Raw genomic sequence first — 19,671 nt, forward strand, 5'->3', positions numbered from 1 at the left:
AGCGACTCCTTAGCGGTGATGGCCGTAAGCGCGGGGCTTGGTGTAATAATCAATCAGCGGCACGGTGATATTCGCCAGCAATACCGCGAAGGCGACGCCGTCAGGATAACCGCCGTAGGTTCTGATTAGCCAGACCAGCAGGCCGATCAGCGCGCCGAAAATCAGCCGGCCTCTATTAGTGGTGGAGGCTGTCACCGGATCGGTGGCGATGAAGAACGCCCCCAGCATGGTGGCGCCGGAGAACAGATGCAACATCGGCGGCGCATATCTTTCTGGCGACAGCATCCAGGCCAGCGAGGCGCACAGCACCAAGGTCAGCAGAAAGCTGACCGGGATATGCCAGCGAATGGTTCCCTGTTGCAGCAGGAATAGCCCGCCGGCCAGAAAACCGATATTCACCCACTGCCAGCCAACCCCCGCCAGCGCGCCGGAAAATAACGGCTGTTGCAGAATTTGCTCTGGCTGATGACCGGCGCGCAGCGCCGTTTTAAACGTATCCAGCGGCGTCGCCTGACTGATGCCGTCAACGCTTTGCATCAGTTGTTGCACCGAATGCCCGGACGGCGTATGCCCGGTAAAAATAGCGACCAGCGCGTCATAGAAACTGACCGGCAGACTTTGCAACGGGGCCGGGGGCAGCCAGCTTGTCATTTGAAGCGGAAACGAGATCAGTAACACCACGTAGCCGATCATGGCCGGATTGAACGGATTTTGTCCCAGACCGCCATAGAGTTGTTTGGCGATCACGATGGCAAATAGAGTGCCGATAACCACCATCCACCAGGGCGCCAGCGGCGGAAGACTGATACCGAGCAGAATGCCGGTGAGTAGCGCTGAATTATCAGCCAGATTCGCCCGAACGTTAAATTTCCTAAGTGACAATGTCACTGATTCCGCGGCAATGGCGGTTACCGCGGCCAGACAAACCTGAATCAGGTTACCGTAGCCAAAGAAAGAGTACTGAGCCAGCATACCGGGAATACAGGCTATGATCACCAGCAACATAATGCGCTGAGTGCGCTGCTGATTATGTGTAAACGGTGAACTTGCAATCTTGAAAGCCATTTATTCCTCTTGAGACTTCGATGAAGCTTGTGCTGCTTTACGGGCTTTTACCCGCTCGATGGCGGCGGCGACGGCGGCTTTGCGCGGGTCGACGGGCTGATCGGGCGTTTGCGCCGGGGCGGACGGCGGCGTGCTATCGTCGCCTGCGGCCTGCTGCGCGGCTTTACGGGCTTTTACCCGCTCGATAGCGGCGGCCACGGCGGCTTTGCGCGGGTCGACGGGTTGCTCGGGCGATTGCGCCGGGGCGGACGGCGGCGTGCTATCGTCGCCTGCGGCCTGCTGCGCGGCTTTACGGGCTTTTACCCGCTCGACAGCGGCGGCCACGGCGGCTTTGCGCGGGTCGGCGGGTTGCTCGGGCGATTGCGCCGGGGCGGCCGGCGGCGTGCTATCGTCGCTTGCGGTCTGCTGCGCGGCTTTACGGGCTTTTACCCGCTCGATGGCGGCGGCCACGGCGGCTTTGCGCGGGTCGGCGGGTTGCTCGGGCGATTGCGCCGGGGCGGTCGGCGGCGTGCTATCGTCGCCTGCGGTCTGCTGCGCGGCTTTACGGGCTTTTACCCGTGCGATGGCGGCGGCCACGGCGGCTTTGCGCGGGTCGGTCTCGTCTGCCGTATGGGGTTTAGCGCAAGCCGACTGGTTGGCGCGCGCCTGCGCCTTACGCGCGGCGCGGGCCGCGATAGCCGCGCGGTTATCCGGCTGTTGGCCGGGGATCACTTCAATGACGGGCGACGACTTCGTATCACGCACTCGCGCCAGCGCCGACTGAACCGCCTGTTTATCACCTTCTGAAATACCGGCCGCCGCCTGTTGATGGCGCAGTTCCCGCGTCTGTTTTTCGCGCTCAAGCCGCGCTTTCTTCGCATCAAATCGGCGCTTGGCTTGCGCAGAACGTCGAGCTTCTTCGTCAATGGCGCGGATTTCCGCCTTTTCCTGGCGGTAATATTGCACCAGCGGAATATTGCTGGGGCAGACATAGGCGCAGGCGCCGCACTCTATGCAGTCAAACAGATAGTGATCGCGCGCTTTTTCGTGCTCCTGGCCACGGCTGAACCAGTACAATTGCTGCGGCAACAACCCGGCGGGGCAGGCATCGGCGCACTGGCTGCAACGGATGCAGGACTGTTCTTCGGCGACCGGTTCCATCTCCGAATGGGAGGGCGCCAGAATACAGTTACTGATTTTGACGATGGGTACATCCAGCGACGGCAACGTAAATCCCATCAACGGACCGCCCATGATCACCATCGGCTGCCGGCTGATGTGGAATCCGGCATGTTTCAGTAAATGACGCACGGGCGTGCCTAATCTGGCCCAGACATTGCCAGGCTGTCGCAAGGCTTCGCCCGTCAGCGTGACGACGCGCTCGGTCAGCGGTTCGCCGTCGACAACCGCGCGTTTGATGGCAAAGGCGGTGCCGACATTCTGCATCAATACGCCAATCGCGGCGGAGTGTTTGCCAAAGGGAACTTCCTTGCCGGTCAGAATCTTGGTGAGCTGCTTGGCGCCGCCGGACGGATACTTGGTTGGAATAACGCGCAGACCGATGGTCGAATGTGCGGGCAATGCCTGCCGCAGCGCGGCAATGGCCTCGGGCTTATTATCCTCGATGCCGATTAGAATACGCTGCGGCTGTAGCAGATAAGCGAGAATATCGATGCCTTGCACGATTTCATCCGCATGTTCCTGCATCAGCCGGTCGTCGGCGGTGATATAGGGTTCGCACTCGGCGGCATTGATGATCAACGTTTCGATGCCGCGCATCCCGCCTTGCAACTTGGCGGCGGTTGGAAAACCGGCGCCGCCCAAACCGGCGATACCCGCCTGATGCAGGTGGGCGAGCAGGGTCTCCGCGGACTGCGTGCGGTAGTCGCCGAGCGCGCGGCGTTCACACCAGCGGTCTTCGCCATCCGGGGTGATGAGCACGCTTAATTCAGGCAATGCCGAAGGGTGCGCCGTCATGTGATGACGAATCGCGCTCACCGTGCCGGAGGTCGGCGCATGGACCGGCAATGTCCGGCCTTTGCCGCGCGTCAGCGGCTGGCCGCGCAGTACCTGCTCGCCGACCTGGACGCAAAGTTCGCCTTCCGGCCCGAGGTGCTGTTTGAGCGGAATGATAAACTGTTCCGGTAGCGGTATGGCGCGCAGCGGAACCTGGCTGGATTGGGTTTTCATTTCCGGCGGATGAATTCCGCCGTTGAAATCCCAGATCCGATCTTTTTTCAAGGCGGTAAACAGCTTAAGCATGGTGTTCTACTTGAATAACACGAACCGGAATGGCGTTGAGATCCCATTTCCAGCTGTCGGGAGTCGGCGCGACGGGGCGCAGTTCGATACAGTCCGTGGGGCAGGGCGCGACGCACAGATCGCAACCGGTGCAGAGGTCGCTGACGACGGTATGTACCGCTTTGGTGCTGCCGACGATGGCATCTACCGGACAAGACTGAATGCACTTGGTGCAGCCGATGCAGTTTGCTTCGTCAATCCAGGCGACTTGTCGCTCGGGTTTGCGCACGGCGTCGTCCCCGTCGAGCGGCTGCGGATCGACGTTCAGCTTCTCGGCCAGCTTCAGCATCATCGCTTCGCCGCCGGGTACGCATTTATTGATTTTTTCGCCATTCAGCGAGACGGCTTCGGCATAGGGGCGACAGCCGGGATAACCGCACTGGCCGCACTGGCTCTGCGGCAGCATGGCTTCGACCTGTTCAACGACAGGATCTTCCTCGACCTGAAAACGACGCGACGCATAGCCGAGAACGAGGCCGAAAAACAGGGCGAGTAAACTGAGAGCCGCAATGGCGATCCAAATAGCCGTCATTAGAATTTCACCAAACCGGTAAAGCCCATGAAAGCCAGCGACATCAGCCCGGCGGTAATCAGCGCGATCGACGAACCGCGGAAGGGGGCGGGAACGTCGGAAACCGTAAGACGCTCGCGGATGGCGGCAAACAGCACCATCACTAAAGAAAAGCCGGCCGCCGCGCCGAAACCGTACAGCGTCGACTGAAGAAAACCATGGGACATGTTGACATTGAGCAGCACCACGCCCAGCACGGCGCAGTTGGTGGTGATTAACGGCAGAAAAATGCCCAGCAGGCGGTAAAGTTCCGGGCTGGTTTTACGCACCACCAGTTCCGAAAACTGCACGACGACGGCCAATACCAGAATGAACGCCATTGTCCTCAGGTAAACGATATTGAGCGGCTCCAGGACAAACGCGTTGACTATCCAGGAAAACATCGAGCCCAATGTCATCACGAACGTGGTGGCCAATCCCATGCCGATAGCCGTCTCCAGGCGTTTGGATACGCCCATAAACGGACACAGCCCCAGAAATTTCACCAGAACGAAATTGTTTACCAGAAGGGCGCTAACAAATAACAGTGCGTATTCGGTCATTACTCTGCCTAAAAAAACAAAACCCGCACATTATCAGGTATTGTCAGGCTTTCGACAACACACCTAAAGTAAGGATATGGACGAAACCTGAATGAATAGGGGCGCTGAACCCATATAAAGGAACGGAAAGATCATGACGATATCAACGGAAAACGGTGAATAAGCATAATTATTCATTAGCATTATCACCGTTCGGACTTATATCACATAGCGCCACACCGACTTGGGAACGCAACCCAAATCAAATAGCTTGCCGCCGGAAACCAGCTCCGCCCGCCGATGATCCGCGGCCCGATACATATTGATTATTTCCTGGCTGTCGGTCAGGGAGTAGTTGAGATGATCGAAGAGTTTTTCCAGACTTTCCATCGTACTGACCTTCCGAAACTTAAGCAAGTAGTCATGCGCAGTCATAATTAATGAGCTAATAGTTATGATGTTGGGGGATTAAGTATATGCAAGAGATAGGCGCTGTCTATAGGATAATAAAAAAAGAAATATAAATTCTAACCTACTGTTTTAATCCGCAAATCGTCATTATTTCCTGCGCGCTTTGTTCGCCGCGTCCGTGCGGCCCGGCGCTTTTCCGTTAGCGGCTACAGAGTTTGTAATACACCTCGTTCCAGCGCAATGCGTCCCTGAACGCAGGCAGGCGGGTATCGTTGTCGATTACCAGCAGCTCAATATTCTGCATCTCGGCATACAGACGCAGATAGTCCGCATCCAGCGCCTGGCTGAATACCGAGTGATGCGCGCCGCCCGCCAGAATCCAGGCCTCGGCGGCGACCTCCAGCGAGGGTTGCGCTTGCCAGATGGCGCGCGCGACCGGCAGCTTGGGCAACGGGCGCGGCTGTTCAATGGCGTCCACCACGTTAACCAGCATTCTGAAACGATCGCCCATGTCGATAACGCTGGCATTGAGCGCAAGACCGGCGGGCGTGGAGAAAATCAGCCGCGCGGGATCGGCCTTGCCGCCGATCCCCAGATGTTGGGCGTCAAGAATCGGTTTTTGCTCCCGGGCGATGCTGGGGCAGACTTCCAGCATATGAGAGCCGACCACCAAATTATTGTGTGCCTGGAAGTTGTAGGTGTAGTCCTCCATAAACGAGGTGCCGCCGGGCAACCCCTGCGCCATCACTTTCATAATGCGCAGCAGCGCCGCCGTTTTCCAGTCGCCTTCGCCGCCGAACCCGTAGCCTTGCTGCATTAATCGCTGGACGGCCAGCCCCGGCAACTGCTTCAGCCCATACAGATTTTCAAAATCGGTGGTAAAGGCTTTATAGCCGCCCTGTTCCAGAAAACGTTTCAATCCCAGCTCGATTTGCGCCGCATCCAGCAGATTTTGCCGGTTCGGGCCGTGTAGTTTTACCGCATCGGTCAAGTGGTAGCTGGCTTCATACTCGTCAACCAGCGCATCGATATCGCCTTTGGCGACGGCATCGACCACGCCGGCCAAATCGCCCAATCCCCAGGCGCTGACGGAATAACCGAACTGGATCTGCGCGCCGACCTTATCGCCTTCCGTTACCGCCACTTCACGCATATTGTCGCCGAAACGCGCCAGTTTCAGCTGCTTGCTTTCCCGCAGCGCCGCCGCCACCCGCATCCATTTGGCGATACGTTCATGGGCCTGTTTATCCTGCCAGTGGCCGACAACCACCTGGTGCGACTGACGCATCCGGGCGCCGATAAACCCGAACTCCCGGCCGCCGTGCGCCGTCTGATTCAAATTCATAAAATCCATATCCATGGTGTCCCACGGAATTTCCGCGTTGAACTGGGTATGAAATTGCAGCAGCGGCTTGTGCAGAACGCGCAGCCCGCCGATCCACATCTTGGCGGGCGAGAAGGTATGCAGCCAGGTCAGCAGACCGATACAGTTATCCTGATAATTGGCGTCCCGGCACAGCGAGAGAATTTCGTCCGGCGTTTTCACCAGCGGTTTAAGCACCAGTTTTACCGGCAGTCCGGCCTGCTGATTCAGACCGGCGACCACGTTTTCCGCGTTCTCCTTGACCTGACGTAAGGTTTCCGGTCCATACAGGTGTTGGCTGCCGATAACAAACCAGACTTCAAGCTGCTTGAAATGATCCATGATGACTCCTGTTTATTCCCAACGGGAAGCGAAAGTAATTAACCGAGATTCACGCTTGCGCCTGCCGGGTCGCGCGGTAAGCCGGCTCGGCGATGCGGCACCACTGCTGATAACGTTCGTAGAGCCGCTGATACTGTGCGACGCGTCGGCCGTCCGGCGTCAGCGTGCGTTCAATACCGCTGGCCATGTGGCGTTGCGCGCCGGGAATGTCGGCATGAATGCCCGCCGCCACGGCGGCGAAGATGGCCGCGCCCAGCGCGCAGCACTGGTCGGAGGCGACGATTTGCAACGGGCGATTCATCACATCGGTGCAAACCTGCATGATGGTCGGGGATTTGCGGGCGATACCGCCAAGGGCGAGAATGTTCTCGACCGGCACGCCCTGATTTTCAAAGCACTCCATGATGGCGCGGGCGCCGAAGGCCGAGGCGGCGATAAAACCGCCAAACAGCGTCGGCGCATCCGTACCCAGATTGAGATCGGTAATCACGCCTTTTAACCGCTGGTCGGCGAAGGGGGTCCGGCGACCGTTAAACCAGTCGAGCACCACGGGCAGGTGATCCAGCGTCGGGTTCGCCGCCCAGGCTTGCGTCAGCCGCTCCAGCAGTTGCGCCTGCGTCGCCTGCAACTGCGCCGTAATCGCCGGATGATCGTCGGCGGCCTGCTGCAATGACCAGTTCAGCAGCCGGCCAAACCAGGCGTACATATCGCCAAAGGCGGATTGTCCCGCTTCCAGCCCGATGTAGCCGGGTACCACGCTGCCGTCCACCTGGCCGCAGATACCTTTAATCGTTCGCCCGGCAATCCGATCTTCCTCGGCAATCAGAATGTCGCAGGTGGAGGTGCCGATCACTTTCACCAGCGTATACGGCTGCGCGCCGGCGCCGACGGCGCCGACATGGCAGTCAAACGCGCCGCCGGCGATAACCACGTTTTCCGGCAGACCAAGCCGTTGCGCCCACTCCGGCGTAATGACGCCGACCGGCTGCTCGGCGGTCCAGGTATCGGTGAACAGCGGGTATTGCAGGTTTTCGCTCAGACAGGGATCGAGCGCGCGCAGGAAGGTTTCCGGCGGCACGCCGCCCCAGTCGGGGTGCCAGAGCGATTTATGCCCGGCGCTGCAACGACCGCGTTTGATCTGGCCGGGCGCATGCGTGCCGGAAAGCAGGGCCGGCGCCCAGTCGCAGAGTTCAACCCAGGAGACGGCGGCCTGACGCACCGCGGCATCCGCACGCGAGACGTGCAGGATTTTTGCCCAGAACCATTCCGAGGAGTAGACGCCGCCGATATAGCGGGTGTAGTCGGGGAACCGGCCGCTGCGGCACAGCGCGTTGATTTCCTCGGCTTCTTCTATCGCGCTGTGATCTTTCCACAGTACGAACATGGCGTTCGGGTTATCGGCGAATTCCGGGCGCAGCGCCAGGATATTGCCCTGCGCGTCGATAGGCGCGGGCGTGGAGCCGGTTGAATCCACGCCGATGCCGACGATCCGTTGACGCTGTCGCGCGCTGAGTCGTCCGGCGGCGGCGCGAATGGCCTGTTCCAGCGATTCAATATAATCCAGAGGATGGTGGCGGAATTGGTTGGCGGCCGGTTGACAATATTTCCCGGCGCGCCAGCGGGGATAATAAACCACGTCCGTCGCCAATTCCTCTCCGGTCTGGCAGTCCACGGCCAACGCGCGCACCGAATCACTGCCGAAGTCGAGTCCAATCGTAATCGCATCCGCACTCATCGCTTGCTCCTGTTCGTCCTCTTTGTCGTGCTGTAACGATAAAGAGAGACAACGCCGGGGGTGAGGAGGCGTTAGCTGGAAGTATGCATTTTTCTGCCGCTGTCGGTCATTTTGTGATGCCCGTCAAAAGTTAACAACCGGTTAAATTCGCTAAATATATGTACAAACCTGTCATTATTTCGGGATGTGATAACGCTCTATCTTCTGGTGAAAAATAACAGCTAAAAGGTAGGGCGTCTGAATGCTGTGGAGGAAAGGAATTGCATCAACGCCGTGTTTTTCCTTTATCCAGACCGGAAATGCCCTACTGGAAACGATTACACGTTTCAGCGTCATCGGCGTGTAAAACGATAAATACACCGGAGAACATCATGCATAAATTCACTAAGGTGCTGGCGACGATTGGGCTGGCCGCCGTTATGTCACAATCGGCTATCGCTGAAACGCTGAAACTGGGATTTCTGGTTAAACAACCAGAGGAGCCCTGGTTTCAGACGGAATGGAAGTTTGCCGATAAGGCCGGCAAGGATCTTGGCTTCGACGTGATCAAAATTGCCGTGCCGGATGGCGAAAAAACGCTTAACGCCATTGATAGCCTGGCCGCCAGCGGCGCGAAAGGCTTCGTTATCTGTACGCCCGATCCCAAACTGGGGCCGGCCATTGTGGCTAAAGCGCGCAGTTACGATCTGAAAGTCATCGCGGTGGACGACCAGTTCGTCAATGCCAAAGGCGAACCGATGGCGTCGGTACCGCTGGTGATGATGGCGGCGACCAAAATCGGCGAGCGTCAGGGGCAGGAGCTGTGGAAAGAGATGAACAACCGCGGCTGGAAGGTGGATGAAACCGCCGTGATGGCGATTACCTCCAATGAGCTGGACACCGCGCGCCGTCGGACAACCGGTTCGATGGAAGCCCTGAAAGCGGCCGGTTTCCCGGAAAAACACATCTATCAGGTGCCGACCAAATCCAACGATATCCCCGGCGCATTCGACGCCGCCAACTCCATGCTGGTTCAGCATCCGCAGGTGAAGAACTGGCTGATCGTCGGCATGAACGATAACACCGTGCTGGGCGGCGTGCGCGCCACCGAAGGTCAGGGCTTTAAAGCGGCCAACGTGATCGGTATCGGCATCAACGGCGTGGATGCGGTGAGCGAACTGTCGAAGGGCCAGGCCACCGGCTTTTATGGCTCGCTGCTGCCAAGCCCGGATATCCACGGCTATAAGAGCATCCAGATGCTGAACGACTGGGTCGCCAAAGGCGTGGAGCCGGAAAAATTCACCGAGGTCACCGACGTGGTGCTGATCACCCGGGAAAACTTCAAAGTCGAGCTGGAGAAAAAGGGCCTGCTGTAATACCGGCGCGGTGATGATATCTCGATCGTTTCGGCCGCGCGGCGGGTAAGTCAGGAGATGGCGGAGCGAGTCTCCGCCGTTTTGACAGCAACCGTTTTAACCATGAGGAAATGGCCATGACGGCACAGTCACCCTATTTATCATTTCATGGCATCGGCAAAGCGTTTCCCGGCGTGAAGGCGCTGACGGACATCAGCTTTTCCTGTTATGCCGGGCAGATCCATGCCCTGATGGGGGAAAACGGCGCGGGTAAATCCACGCTATTAAAGATTTTGAGCGGTAACTATTTGCCTTCTACCGGGGAAATCCATATTCAGGGTAAGCCGGCGCAGTTCAACAATACGATGGATGCCCTGAATCAGGGGATTGCCATTATTTATCAGGAATTGCATCTGGTGCCGGAAATGACGGTGGCGGAAAACATCTATCTCGGCCAGTTTCCGCATAAATACGGCGTGGTTAACTATTCGCTGATGCGTTATGAAAGCCAACTGCAACTCGATCATCTGGGGTTGGATATCGATCCCGATACGCCGCTTAAATACCTGTCCATCGGCCAGTGGCAAATGGTGGAAATCGCCAAAGCGCTGGCGCGCAACGCCAAAATCATCGCCTTTGACGAACCCACCAGTTCGCTGTCCGCGCGGGAAATCGAACAATTGTTCCGGGTAATCCGCGAGTTACGCAGCGAAGGGCGCGTCATTTTGTACGTTTCGCACCGTATGGAAGAGATTTTCGCCCTGAGCGACGCCATCACCGTGTTTAAGGATGGCCGCTATGTCCGCACCTTTGACGATATGGCGCAGGTGAACCATGAATCGCTGGTTCAGGCGATGGTGGGCAGAAACCTGGGCGATATCTATGGCTACGCGCCGCGTACCTGCGGCGAAGCGCGGCTGACCCTGAAAGATGTGAAGGCGCCGGGGGTGAAGTCCACGGTTTCCCTGCAAGTGCGTCAGGGAGAAATCGTCGGGTTATTCGGGCTGGTGGGCGCCGGACGCAGCGAACTGCTGAAAGGGCTGTTCGGGGCGACCCGCATCACCAGCGGGCAGGTACTGCTGGACGGCAAGCCATTAGCGGTTAATTCGCCGATTGAGGCGATCCGTCAGGGCATCATGCTGTGTCCTGAAGATCGCAAGGCGGAGGGGATCATCGCCGTTCATTCGGTACGCGACAACATTAATATCAGCGCGCGGCGCAAGAGTCTGAAGGCCGGCTTCATCATTAACAATCGCTGGGAGGAGGAGAATGCGCGGCAACGGATCCAGGCGTTGAACATCAAAACCCCCAGCGCGCAACAACTGATGATGAATCTTTCCGGCGGCAACCAGCAGAAGGCGATTCTGGGGCGCTGGTTATCCGAAGAGATGAAAGTCATTCTGCTGGATGAGCCAACGCGCGGGATTGACGTCGGCGCCAAACATGAAATCTATCACGTCATTTATGAACTGGCGAAGCAAGGCATCGCCGTGCTTTTCGCTTCCAGCGATCTGCCGGAAGTGCTTGGGCTGGCCGATCGTATCATCGTGATGCGTGAAGGCGCGGTCTCCGGCGAGCTGATGCACGATGAAGCCACTGAGCAGAGCGTGCTGAGTCTGGCCATGTTACGAACCCCTGATATTGAAGCTGCGGTCGCCTGACCGTAAAGGAGCAAACCATGCCAGTAAGTAAAACGGATTCAACGGTCGCGTCTGCGCGCGCTGGAAAGCGGCAAAACGGGATGAGCATCGCGCGTATTTGGGATAACTACGGCATGCTGGTGGTGTTTGCCGTGCTGTTTGTCGCTTGCGCGATTTTCGTCCCGAACTTCTCCAGCTTTATCAATATGAAAGGGTTGGGGCTGGCGATATCCATGTCAGGCATGGTGGCCTGCGGGATGCTGTTTTGCCTGGCGTCCGGCGATTTTGACCTGTCCGTCGCATCGATTATCGCCTGCGCCGGCGTGACCACGGCGGTGGTGATCAACATCAGCCAAAGTTTGTGGATCGGCGTCGGCGCCGGGCTGTTGCTGGGCATCGCTTTCGGTTTGATTAACGGCTTTATCATTGCGCGACTGAAGATTAACGCGCTGATCACCACGCTGGCGACGATGCAGATCGCGCGCGGGCTGGCCTACATTATCTCCGACGGCAAAGCGGTCGGTATCGAAGACGAGCGTTTCTTTGAACTGGGCTATGCCAACTGGCTGGGGCTGCCGGCGCCGATCTGGATCACCGTGGCCTGTATGATCCTGTTTGGGCTGCTGCTCAATAAAACCACCTTCGGACGCAATACGCTGGCGATAGGCGGAAACGAAGAGGCCGCGCGTCTGGCGGGGGTGCCGGTGGTCCGCACCAAAATCATCATCTTTGCGCTTTCCGGTCTGGTCTCCGCGGCGGCGGGCATCATTCTGGCGTCGCGGATGACCAGCGGTCAGCCGATGACCTCGATCGGTTATGAGCTGATCGTGATTTCCGCCTGCGTGCTGGGCGGGGTGTCGCTGAAGGGCGGCATCGGCAAAATTTCTTATGTCGTCGCCGGCGTGCTGATTTTGGGGACCGTGGAAAACGCCATGAATCTGCTGAATATTTCGCCGTTCTCGCAATACGTGGTGCGCGGCTTGATTCTGCTGGCCGCGGTGATCTTCGACCGCTACAAACAGCTGGCGAAGAAAACGGTATAAGCCGCGTGACGGGGTAAAACCTGTATTTCATTCTCTCACCAGGTGTTCCGGAGGTTGGATGTATCACCGTGTGGCGCAGGAATCCCAGTCTAATCCGTTGCTGCCAGGCTACTCGTTTAACGCCTACCTGGTCGCCGGATTAACGCCCATCCTGGCGGGCGGACCGCTCGACTTCTTCATCGATCGCCCGGATGGCATGAAAGGCTACATCATTAATCTCACGATTAAGGGGGAAGGACAGGTTTTTGCCGGCGACGACGCCTTTTATTGCCGTCCGGGCGATTTACTGCTGTTTCCGCCCAAATCAAAACACTTTTACGGCCGTGCGCCCGACAGCGACTGCTGGTATCACCGCTGGGTCTATTTTCGTCCGCGGGCGTACTGGGCCGATTGGCTGGAGTGGCATACCCGGCGCTGCGGCGTCGGCTGTTTGAGCCTGCCGAATAATCAGCTGTTGCTGGAGTTCGATCGGCTATTCGCCAATATTGAGCAGACTCAGCGCTCGGGACGGCGTTTCTCGGAAGAGTTGGGGATGAACCTGCTGGAGCGTCTGCTGCTGAGGGCGATGGAGGAAGATCCGCAGAGTCCGCAAAAAATCATGGATCCGCGGGTGATTGAAGCCTGCCAGTTTATTACCGGCAATCTGGCCGGCGAATTGCGCATTGATGAGGTCGCCCGCCATGTGTGCCTGTCGCCATCGCGGCTGGCGCATCTGTTCCGCGAGCAGGTCGGGATTAATATCTTGCGCTGGCGTGAAGACCAGCGGGTGATCCGGGCCAAGCTGCTGCTGCAAACCACGCAGGAGTCCATCGCCAACATCGGCAGGGTGGTCGGTTATGACGATCAGCTCTATTTCTCCCGCGTATTTCGCAAACGCGTGGGGGTCAGTCCGAGCGATTTCCGTCGCAGCCGCAGCGAAATCAACTATCCGGCGGCCAGAAAAGAGACGCCGATATGGGAAGAGGCCGCCCCCGGCGCCGTTGGCATTCACCGCACGGCGGAGATATCGTCAAGATAACCCGATTCCTCTAAATTTATTGGGTATATACTTGTGATGAAATCACAACGTCAATGCTAAGGGGAATCTTCATGAGTGACGTAATTCGTGTTGGGTTATTGGGATACGGTTATGCCAGCAAAACGTTTCATGCGCCATTGATTGCCGGAACGGCGGGTATGGAACTGGTCGCGGTTTCCAGCCGTGACGCCGATAAAGTCCATGCCGACTGGGCCAATGTCAACGTGGCGAGCGATCCCCATACGTTATTTAACGATAAGGCGATCGATCTTATCGTTATCCCCACCCCGAACGACACGCACTTTCCATTAGCTAAACAGGCGCTGGCGGCGGGCAAGCATGTGGTGGTGGACAAGCCTTTTACCGTGACATTGTCACAGGCGCATGAGTTGAATCTGCTGGCCGAACACGCGGGGAAACTGCTTTCCGTATTTCATAACCGGCGCTGGGACAGCGATTTTCTGACATTGAAGCAGCTATTTCACACCGGCGTGTTAGGCGATGTCGTCTATATGGAGTCCCATTTTGATCGCTATCGTCCGGAGGTTCGCGAGCGCTGGCGCGAGAACGGCAGCGAAGGGAGCGGTATCTGGTACGATTTGGGGCCGCATTTACTGGATCAGGCGTTGCAGCTTTTTGGTTTGCCGGTCGCGATTCAGGTCGATCTGGCGCAGCTCAGGCCCGGCAGTAAAGCGACGGACTATTTTCACGCCGTGTTGATCTATCCCCAGCGGCGGGTGGTATTGCATGCCAGCATGCTGGCGCTCGCCCCAACCGCCCGTTATATCGTCCACGGTTCGCGCGGCAGCTTTGTGAAATACGGCCTTGATACGCAGGAACAACAGTTGAAAAACGGCCAGCGTCCGCCGCTGGACAATTGGGGCGAGGACAAAGAGGACGGGGTGCTGACCCTGCATCGCGACGGCGTGGCGGTCGAGCAGCGCGTATCGACGCTTCCCGGCGACTATGCCGCTTACTATTCCGCCATCCGCGATGCGTTAACCGGCAAAGGGGACAATCCGGTGACGGTGCATCAGGCGATTCAGGTGATGGAGTTGATTGAACTCGGTCTGGCGTCTCACGAGCAGAAACGGGTTATGACGTTAAAAAATAATTAGCATTGCCAATTGTTACCACAGACATTACTGTTTGGTTTAAGCAGGCGATCTCCGGATCGCCTGTGAGGTTGGTGACAAGTGCGTCGAGCGGTGAGAATGGATAGATCGTAAAGACGCTGCAAGTACATCCCTGTAAGCTCGAACCGCGCCGTCCCTGGCGCGGACGCTTTACTCTTCTATTCCATTCTCACCGTTCCGATTTGGCAGATAGGTTTGTTAACAGTCTGAGGCGATCTTAGGATCGCCTGTATTGTTTTAAATAGGGTGTTCATGTTCGCCGGCGCTGAGCGGCGGACGACAAGACGTTGAAAATTTGGACTGCGGCGGGGAACATACCGGGATAAAGGGGTAAATATGGCGTGGTTACAACGATTAAGAATTGATAAGTTTTTGCTGATATTGGTTGCGGTGGTGGCGGCGGCATCATTTTTTCCGTGCGAGGGCGCGGCAAAAATCTTTTTTGAGTACCTGACGACCGCCGCCATCGCGCTGCTGTTTTTTATGCACGGCGCCAAACTGTCGCGCGAGGCCATCACGGCGGGGATGGGACACTGGCGGCTGCATCTGGTGGTATTCGCCAGTACGTTTATCCTGTTCCCGCTGCTGGGCGTTGGCATGAGCCTGCTGGTGCCGGTGGTGTTAACGCCGGCGCTGTATCTCGGCTTTCTTTATCTGTGCGCCTTGCCGGCGACCGTGCAGTCGGCCATCGCCTACACCTCAATGGCCGGGGGCAACGTCGCGGCCGCCATCTGTAGCGCTTCGGCCTCCAGTATCCTGGGCGTATTTCTGTCGCCGATATTGGTCGGCCTGCTGATGCATACGCAGGGCGAGGCCCAGACGGATACGTTGCACGCCATCGGCTCGATTATCATGCAGTTGATGGTGCCTTTTGTCATCGGTCACTTATCCCGCCCGCTGATTGCCGGATGGGTCGATCGTCACCGCAAATTAATTAATATTACCGATCGGTCATCGATTCTTCTGGTGGTTTACGTCGCCTTTAGCGAGGCCGTCGTTCAGGGGATCTGGGGGCAGATCAACGGTTGGTCTTTACTGGCGGTGGTCGTGTGTTCCATCGTGTTGCTGACCATTGTGCTGGTGGCGAATACGCTGGCGGCGCGCAAACTGGGGTTCAATACCGCCGATGAGATTACCATCGTATTCTGCGGTTCGAAGAAAAGTCTGGCCAATGGCATTCCGATGGCCAGCGTTCTGTTTCCGGCATCGGCGGTGGGGGTGATGGTGCTGCCGTTGATGATTTTCCATCAAATTCAGTTGATGGTGTGTGCGGCGCTGGCTCAACGTTACGCCAACCGGCTAAAACGCGCCGAAGCGGAGCGTGCCGCGGCGCCGGCAAGCGAGCAATAGTGCCGCTGAAGGCCGGCGGTGTTTCCCGCCTCCCGGCCTTCAGACTGGATCAGGAAGCCAAACCTCGTTTACGCAGCACTTTCTCACGCAATTGTTGCTTTTCCTGTTCGCTGATAAACGCGATACGTAATCCATTTTCTTGCGCCTGACGGGTTTCTGCGGCGGTTAATCCCGCCAGCGGCGCCGCCACTTCGTATTCATGCCTGATCTCGATGCCCTGTACGGCCGGATCGTCGGTATTAATCGTCGCGGGAATGCCGTAACGCAGGAAATGCACCAGCGGATGCTGCTCCAGCGCGGTCACCGTGCTGGTTTGCAGGTTCGACGTCAGACAGGACTCAATGCCGATGGTGTTTTCGGCCATGTAGCTCATCAAGTCGGTATCGACAATGGCGGCGACGCCGTGACCGATGCGCTCGGCCTTTAGCTGGTGAATGGCCTGCCAGATGCTTTCCGGCCCCGCCGCTTCGCCGGCATGAACGGTAATATGCCAGCCGGCGTCATGCGCCTGTTTGAAATGCGATGAGAACAGATCGCCGGGATAGCCCAGCTCATCGCCCGCCAGATCTAACGCCACAATGTGGTCGCGGTGAGCCAGCAGGCCATCCAGCTCCTGTTGGCAGGCGTCGGTGCCGAAGGTGCGGCTCAAAATACCGATCAGACGAATCACGATATCATGATCGCGGCAGCCGGCGGTTACGCCGTCAATCACCGCTTCGACCACGCCGGCAATCGGCAGGTTATGCTTCATCGCCATATAGTAGGGGGAAAAACGCAGCTCCGCGTAATCCAGCCCGGCATTGACGGCATCTTCCACATTTTCATAAGCGATACGGCGGCAGGCGTCCAGTGAGCCGAGAACGGCGACTCCCCAATCCAGCTTTTGCAAAAAACTCAGCAAATCCGGCTCAAGTTTCGTGATTTGCACATGCGGGCGAAGTGACTCCAGGTCGTTGGCAGGGAGTGAAATATTGAACTGGCGGCCCAGTTCCAAAATGCTCTGCGCACGAATATTGCCATCAAGGTGGCGGTGAATATCCGTCAGTGGGAGTCGCGTATCAATCATGGTGTACTCTTTGCAATTAGTTGTATTAATAACCATCGTGGTATGGGTAAGTCGGACAACAGCCCGGCCGAATGCGGTGAAGTATAAAAACAAATGGCGGTAAATTGCCAATTGTTAAGCAAAAAAGTCTGCAAACCCATCAAGTTTATCAACGGCCTGAAGGTTGCCGGTCGGCTTGATATCCGGTCAGTTTGGGGATCAGACGGATATAAACCAGCTCGCTTAACAGCTCCATCAGCGTTTGGGTTACGATAATCGCCGGCAGTATCGGGATTGCGCCGGGAATGGACAAAGCCAACGGCAACACGACCAGCGAATTACGCGTGGCGGCGCTAAAGGCGACGGCGCGTCCGTCGGCGGGCGCCAGATGGAAGAGTCTGCCGATCAGCCAGCCGGCCGCCGGCGCGACGATGGCGAATAACAGGTAGATGGGGATCGCGGTGAGTACGAGAGGCCAGTTGGTTTTTAGCTGCGGAATAACGGCGGCCGCCACGACGAACAATACCCCCGCCGTGGCGGGAACGGGGAGCAAACCGAGTCCGTCGGCCAATTTATCCAGCGCCGGAGAACGGCGCGCGCCCCATTGCATCAGCCCGGCAAGCAACAGGGGGATGGCGATAAGCCAGACAAACGCGTGGAAAAACGGCGCGATATGAATCAGCCCGGCGGCGTCCTGACCTAAAAACAGGCTGAGATAAAAGGGCAACGCCGGCATTTGTACCATCAGCAGCAGCGGCGTGGCGGCCAGCAAGCGTGAGGCATCCGCGCGGCCAAGATGAGAAAAGGTCACCACGTAGTCAATACAGGGCGCGAGTAACACCAGCAGCATGCCGAGCCGAATCAGCGGATCGGCGGGCAAGTAAGGCACAAGGAGCGCGAGAAACAGGGGAATAACGATAAAATTGGCGACCAGCAGCGCGGCAAGAAACCGTAGCTGGGTCAAACTCCGCTTTAGCGACGCCAGCGGCACCTGTAAAAAAGTCACGAAGAGCATCAATGTCAGCGCCGGATTGATCGCCGCCGCCAACTTTGCGGTTTCGGGTCGTAATAGCGCAATCAATATCGCCATGACGACGGCGATGAAGTAGATCGTCGTTTGGCGCGCTTCCATCAATATCTTCAATTTTTGCATACGGCGTCGCTCAACGATAAAAACCGGTTCGGGCGGGAACAGCCAGCGACGGCGCGATTACCGTCGCTGGCTGCTGTCTATCTACGGGGGATAAAAGGCTTAATTGTCGTCTTCAGCGGGAAGGCCGATAAACGGGGCGATGAAATCTGATAATGATATCTTGTGACCGTTAAAATCAATCTGACCGTCTGCATACTGCAATGAACTGGTGATCGCATTATCTTTCGTGACGGTCACGCTATTCATCTGGCCGATGCTTGCCATCATATTCGCTTGCTGAAGCGCCATTTCCCGGGCCTGTTCTTGCTCGTCAGCATTTACCGACGGTTTTTCCGCCTGAACCATCAATTCGGCCAGCATCTCTAACGGCACATTCAATTTGGCATCGAGTTTTTTGACGGACTGAAGAATGATTTTCTCTTCATCCGACGCTTGCGGATCGGCGGCCGCGGCGCTGTTCTGAAGCGGATCGGTCATATCCAGCGTCAGCGTAAAGGTGCTTTCGCCTTTACTGTTCTTCCAGCTAAGCGGAGAGATGGCGACGCTGGGGTTGCCTTTCAGCAATTTAGGTAAATTTTGCAGGAAAGCGATCATCACCTGATGCTGGTAAGCCTGGGGATCTTCCTTGGCCGCGCTTTGCAAAAACGGTTGCAGCGTTTTCTGATAATCGGTTGCAAATTGCCTGGTTCCTTCACCGTCAAACTGGGAGAAGTGAATGCTGAGGTTGCCGGATCCCAGGTTGCGATCGCCGAAAGTTAACGATTCCAGTCCTATCGTGGTGTTGCCCGCCAGGTTTTTATCATCTTCCGTCACAGTGCTTTGTATCGAAATATTGTTGAGCGCGACCGGCTCGCGGCCTTCAACGGCTACCGTCAGCGATTTGGCGGTCACTTTGCCGTCGCCGATGCCGATGTCAAACTTGCCCTTGTGATTGTTGACGTTCAGCGCGAGATCTTTCAGCGTGAAGCTTTCCAATTCATCCCAGGGATTTTTCTTTTCTATCAGTAGATTGTTGATAGCGCCCGACAGTTTGTTACCGCGAAAATCGCTGGTGGTGTCCAGCAAGAGTTGAGCGCCGCTGAAAGAAAATTTCTGATCGTTTTCCTGAAATTCAATCGGCAACAGCCTGATATCGGAACCGATAGCGCCGCTGTAGGCGACGCGCGACTCGGAGGTGAAGAACGGTTTGCCCTGCGTGAGTTCGAACAGCGGGTTGATCACCGGCGTATCTCCCAGTTCAGCATGTACGGCGGCCATCGCGGGGATCAGATTAAACTTTTTGAGTTGCGACAACGGGAAAGGGCCGTGATAAACGGTATTGTTGATGACGATTTCCTCGCCCGGCGCCAGGGGTTTTTGCCATTTGTCCGAACCGTCGTATTGCATAACGAAAGTGACTTTACTGCTGAAAATACCGCCCTGATAATCACGATACACCGCTTTTATCGCGGCATCGGGGTAAGCGGATTTAATCTGCGCGTTAATATTGTCGGTAAACTCGTCAATATTCTGAGCCAATTGTTTACCGGTATACCAGGAAGCGCCGGTCCAGACCGCGCCCAAAGCGATAATGACGCCGGCGGCAACTAATGACTTCTTCATTTTTATTCATCCTTTTTTAAAACTCGCCCGGATGCTTCCGGGCGAGCGATCTGTCTCGGTAA

Annotated in this window: 16 protein-coding genes; 6 read left to right on the forward strand and 10 right to left on the reverse strand. The window is 57.0% G+C overall.

Translation table 11 applies throughout. From position 1 onward, the window contains the following. Positions 1 to 9 precede the first annotated feature (9 nt). The 7 genes from rsxD to ABRZ28_RS06415 form a co-directional block, all read right to left on the reverse strand. Entirely contained in the window at positions 10 to 1,065 is a 1,056-nt protein-coding gene (gene rsxD / locus ABRZ28_RS06385; RefSeq protein ID WP_319602487.1) for an electron transport complex subunit RsxD, read from the reverse strand. Then, complete coding sequence (gene rsxC, locus ABRZ28_RS06390; protein ID WP_330519756.1) at positions 1,066 to 3,306, reverse strand: electron transport complex subunit RsxC; 2,241 nt, start codon at positions 3,304 to 3,306, stop codon at positions 1,066 to 1,068. Further along, entirely contained in the window at positions 3,299 to 3,877 is a 579-nt protein-coding gene (gene rsxB / locus ABRZ28_RS06395; RefSeq protein WP_330519757.1) for an electron transport complex subunit RsxB, read from the reverse strand. Before rsxB ends, rsxC begins: the two co-directional genes overlap by 8 nt. Then, positions 3,877 to 4,458, reverse strand: coding sequence for an electron transport complex subunit RsxA (gene rsxA / locus ABRZ28_RS06400; protein ID WP_319602484.1), 582 nt, complete (start codon positions 4,456 to 4,458; stop codon positions 3,877 to 3,879). The genes rsxB and rsxA overlap by 1 nt, the downstream gene beginning before the upstream one ends. 198 nt (positions 4,459 to 4,656) lie before the next feature. Continuing rightward, positions 4,657 to 4,872 carry a transcription modulator YdgT gene (gene ydgT, locus ABRZ28_RS06405; protein WP_319602483.1) on the reverse strand — a complete coding sequence of 72 codons (216 nt, stop codon included), beginning with the start codon at positions 4,870 to 4,872 and terminating at the stop codon, positions 4,657 to 4,659. Positions 4,873 to 5,047: 175 nt separating this feature from the next. Beyond that, a complete protein-coding gene (gene araA / locus ABRZ28_RS06410; RefSeq protein WP_319602482.1) occupies positions 5,048 to 6,553 on the reverse strand; it encodes an L-arabinose isomerase in 1,506 nt (501 codons plus the stop codon). A 49-nt stretch (positions 6,554 to 6,602) separates the two neighbouring features. Further along, positions 6,603 to 8,288 carry a ribulokinase gene (locus tag ABRZ28_RS06415; RefSeq protein ID WP_330519758.1) on the reverse strand — a complete coding sequence of 562 codons (1,686 nt, stop codon included), beginning with the start codon at positions 8,286 to 8,288 and terminating at the stop codon, positions 6,603 to 6,605. A 371-nt stretch (positions 8,289 to 8,659) separates the two neighbouring features. On the opposite strand from ABRZ28_RS06415, the gene ABRZ28_RS06420 reads away from it, so the two are divergent. From ABRZ28_RS06420 to ABRZ28_RS06445, 6 genes are all read left to right on the forward strand, one after another. After that, a complete protein-coding gene (locus ABRZ28_RS06420; protein ID WP_319602480.1) occupies positions 8,660 to 9,643 on the forward strand; it encodes an arabinose ABC transporter substrate-binding protein in 984 nt (327 codons plus the stop codon). Positions 9,644 to 9,759: 116 nt separating this feature from the next. Then, positions 9,760 to 11,283 (forward strand): L-arabinose ABC transporter ATP-binding protein AraG, encoded by a 1,524-nt coding sequence (gene araG / locus ABRZ28_RS06425; RefSeq protein WP_330519759.1) that lies wholly within the window; start codon positions 9,760 to 9,762, stop codon positions 11,281 to 11,283. 17 nt (positions 11,284 to 11,300) lie between these two features. Then, positions 11,301 to 12,305 (forward strand): L-arabinose ABC transporter permease AraH, encoded by a 1,005-nt coding sequence (araH, locus tag ABRZ28_RS06430; RefSeq protein WP_319602478.1) that lies wholly within the window; start codon positions 11,301 to 11,303, stop codon positions 12,303 to 12,305. Positions 12,306 to 12,363: 58 nt separating this feature from the next. Then, on the forward strand, positions 12,364 to 13,323 hold the full coding sequence (araC, locus tag ABRZ28_RS06435) for an arabinose operon transcriptional regulator AraC (RefSeq protein ID WP_319602477.1): 960 nt from the start codon (positions 12,364 to 12,366) through the stop codon (positions 13,321 to 13,323). Between the two features lie 71 nt (positions 13,324 to 13,394). Then, on the forward strand, positions 13,395 to 14,441 hold the full coding sequence (locus tag ABRZ28_RS06440; RefSeq protein ID WP_330519760.1) for an oxidoreductase: 1,047 nt from the start codon (positions 13,395 to 13,397) through the stop codon (positions 14,439 to 14,441). A 354-nt stretch (positions 14,442 to 14,795) separates the two neighbouring features. After that, a complete protein-coding gene (locus ABRZ28_RS06445; RefSeq protein ID WP_330519761.1) occupies positions 14,796 to 15,809 on the forward strand; it encodes a bile acid:sodium symporter family protein in 1,014 nt (337 codons plus the stop codon). Between the two features lie 49 nt (positions 15,810 to 15,858). On the opposite strand, the gene add is transcribed toward ABRZ28_RS06445, so the two are convergent. The 3 genes from add to ABRZ28_RS06460 all read right to left on the reverse strand — a co-directional run bounded on the left by add (position 15,859) and on the right by ABRZ28_RS06460 (position 19,609). Further along, complete coding sequence (gene add, locus ABRZ28_RS06450; protein WP_319602474.1) at positions 15,859 to 16,875, reverse strand: adenosine deaminase; 1,017 nt, start codon at positions 16,873 to 16,875, stop codon at positions 15,859 to 15,861. A 148-nt stretch (positions 16,876 to 17,023) separates the two neighbouring features. Next, on the reverse strand, positions 17,024 to 18,007 hold the full coding sequence (locus ABRZ28_RS06455; RefSeq protein ID WP_330519762.1) for an arsenic resistance protein: 984 nt from the start codon (positions 18,005 to 18,007) through the stop codon (positions 17,024 to 17,026). A 99-nt stretch (positions 18,008 to 18,106) separates the two neighbouring features. Next, entirely contained in the window at positions 18,107 to 19,609 is a 1,503-nt protein-coding gene (locus tag ABRZ28_RS06460; protein WP_319602472.1) for a YdgA family protein, read from the reverse strand. Between the last annotated feature and the right edge of the window lie 62 nt (positions 19,610 to 19,671).

It is taken from the genome of Brenneria sp. g21c3 (assembly GCF_040240345.1).
GTDB lineage: Bacteria > Pseudomonadota > Gammaproteobacteria > Enterobacterales > Enterobacteriaceae > Brenneria.